General features: G+C 66.9%; 3 protein-coding genes. All 3 read right to left on the bottom strand.

All coding sequences use genetic code 11. From position 1 onward, the window contains the following. Positions 1–106: 106 nt before the first annotated feature. The gene (locus tag AC1DF4_RS19095; protein WP_476914347.1) at positions 107–310 is read right to left on the bottom strand and encodes a hypothetical protein; all 204 of its coding nucleotides are present in this window, start codon (positions 308–310) and stop codon (positions 107–109) included. Next, the gene (locus tag AC1DF4_RS19090) at positions 307–618 is read right to left on the bottom strand and encodes a hypothetical protein (RefSeq protein ID WP_476914346.1); all 312 of its coding nucleotides are present in this window, start codon (positions 616–618) and stop codon (positions 307–309) included. The genes AC1DF4_RS19095 and AC1DF4_RS19090 overlap by 4 nt, the downstream gene beginning before the upstream one ends. A gap of 20 nt (positions 619–638) precedes the next feature. Continuing rightward, positions 639–2,423 (bottom strand): hypothetical protein (locus tag AC1DF4_RS19085; RefSeq protein ID WP_476914345.1); only part of this gene is annotated, 1,785 nt, incomplete at its 5' end.

Raw genomic sequence — 2,423 nt, 5'->3', positions numbered from 1 at the left:
ACCTCGTTGTGCAGGAATGCGGGGAGTATGTTGCCGGGGTGGCGGGGGTCTTCGTCTGACACGCCGAGGTGGAGGTCGCTGAGGAGCCGCCACTGCGCCGGGAGGCTCATGCGAGCAGTCCGAGCACGCGGGGAACGAAGAGGAGCACGTACATCCCCCACATGACGGCAACGACCCCGCGGCTGAGCGTTCGGCCCAGGAGYTTCGGGCGTGCGGGCTGCCCGGTGTCTGGTCCGGCGCGTCGGACCTCGAGCCCGACGAGGGTGACGAGCAGGGCGGCAGTCGCGAGCAGTCCCGCCAGATCGATCATTTTGCGGCCTCCTGCCGTGCGCGTGCAATGCACGCGAGGATGGTGATGACGCCCATCGTGACGATGACCGCCTGCCATGACCACACGGCGAGGTAGAACATCGTCGTGGACACCGCCGTGAGCGTGGCCAGGCCGAGCGCCAGGACGAGCATCACCCCGAGCGCAAGGTCGGATACCGGCATGAGCCGGGCCAGCGCCTGCCCCGGGAGCAGGATCAGGACAGCTATCGCAGCGACCGCCTGCAGCGGGGCCGGCAGCCCGACCAGCGTCACCAGCGACAGCGCGAGGGCCGCGAGACCGAGCACCACGGTGGGCCGGCTGACGCCGCTCATGGCGTCACCCGGTACACGCGTGCATCGCCGTTGCTGAACGCGAGCTCCACACCGCTTTGCGCGCTCAACCATTCCTCCAGCCCCGCGACGTCCTGCGCGCTGCTGGCGCCCTGGACCACCAGACTCGCCTCCGCCGAACGCGTGAACAACACGACTGCACCGCCAGGACTATGCCGGGCAAAGTCGTACACGACCGGCCCGCACGTCGCCGTCGACAAGTCCGACCGGCACATGTCATCGATCGTCCGCGCCCGGTGGTCGAGGTAGGCCTCGCTGCGCCACGGCGTCGGGTGGGCAGCCGAGATAATCGACGAACCCGGCGGCGCGAGACGATGCACGGCCGCGACAGCGGCGATCTCATCGTCGGTGAAAACGTCATACTGGGCGTTCCCGAACCGGCCCGTCACGGTCAACACAGCCAGCAGGAAACAGGTCAGCGCAAGGCCCCCCACGGCACGCAACGACGGGCGCGTGCCGCCGTCCGCGGCGGGGAAGGAATGCCGCGCGCTGCCGTCCACGGCAGGGACGGACGGGCGCGCGCTGCCGTCCGCAGGAAGCAGAACCGAACACGCCAGCACCGCGATGAACGGCAACGCGAACAGCGAAACACGGATCAGCATCTCCCCGCCATACAACTGCGCCGGAAAGAGCAGCAACGGCGTGACGGCCAGGAGGACCACCCGCATGTCCAGACGCCCCCTGCGCCAGTCACGCACCGCCCCCGCCGCGGCAAGCGCCCACAGCACAAGGGTAAGAACAATCCGGGACTGCACCACGAGCACATGCCCGGCAGACCCGCCCAAACGATCGATGACGTTCGCATCAGTCGCCGCCAGCAGCCCAACATCCGCCAGCGGCGGGTTCCCGGCAAGGTACGCACTCGCGGGATAAACCAGCCACAACGTCAACACCACCACCGTGATCAACGGCAGCCGGCTGGGCCAGACACGCCCGGTCAAAGTCAGAGCAGTCACCGCGATGAGCACCATAAACGGCGTCAACTGATGGCTCGCGCAGATGACCGCGACGAGCAACAAAACCACCACAAGCGCACTCACCCGGCGCCCCGGCACCGGCTCCGCGGGCGACCGCCCCCGCCACCACACCGCCACATCGGCCCGCCGGAAACCACCGATCACCGGAGCCCGCGCAGCCAACGGACCCAAGAGCAACGCGACCACAACGAGATACAGGAAAAACCCGAACGCCTGAGGAGACAAATAGTCCTGATCCTGCCAACTGCCCAGGCAAAAGACCCACAACACAAGCCAGCGCCGCCGCGGATCCCGCGTCAAGAACCCCGTCAGCACACCCACAGCAACCAGCCACAAACCCACGTTGAACACCGGCGCCCACAAAGCAACAGCCACCGGATCAAGACCCGTCGCCCCAAACACCGCCGCCAGCAACGCGAAGAAACCCGGCCAGTTAAAATACGCATCCGTATCCGGGTTAATCCCCTGCGTGGAAAGAGCATCCGCGATGCCCAGATGACGGAACGCCACCTCACCCCGCGGCACATCCGTCACGAACGCCGCAGTCCCGAAAAGCACCAGCACCAGCACCACAACCAGCCACAACATGACCACACGACGCGCCGGACCCGCAGCATCCCCCCGCAACGCCACAACAAAAGCAACATTCAACAACAAAACCCCCACCCAGAACGGATACGGCAACACCGCAACCAGCCCCAGGTCACTACCCACCGGCACCGCCACCGTCGAAGCAGCCCCCACCGCAAGCGCCAACGACACAACACCCGCCACCACACACCACAC

It is taken from the genome of Arthrobacter sp. 05N429, assembly GCF_056397045.1.
The sequence above is the reverse complement of the archived record's forward strand: the minus strand, read 5'-3'. Positions and strand labels throughout refer to the sequence as shown.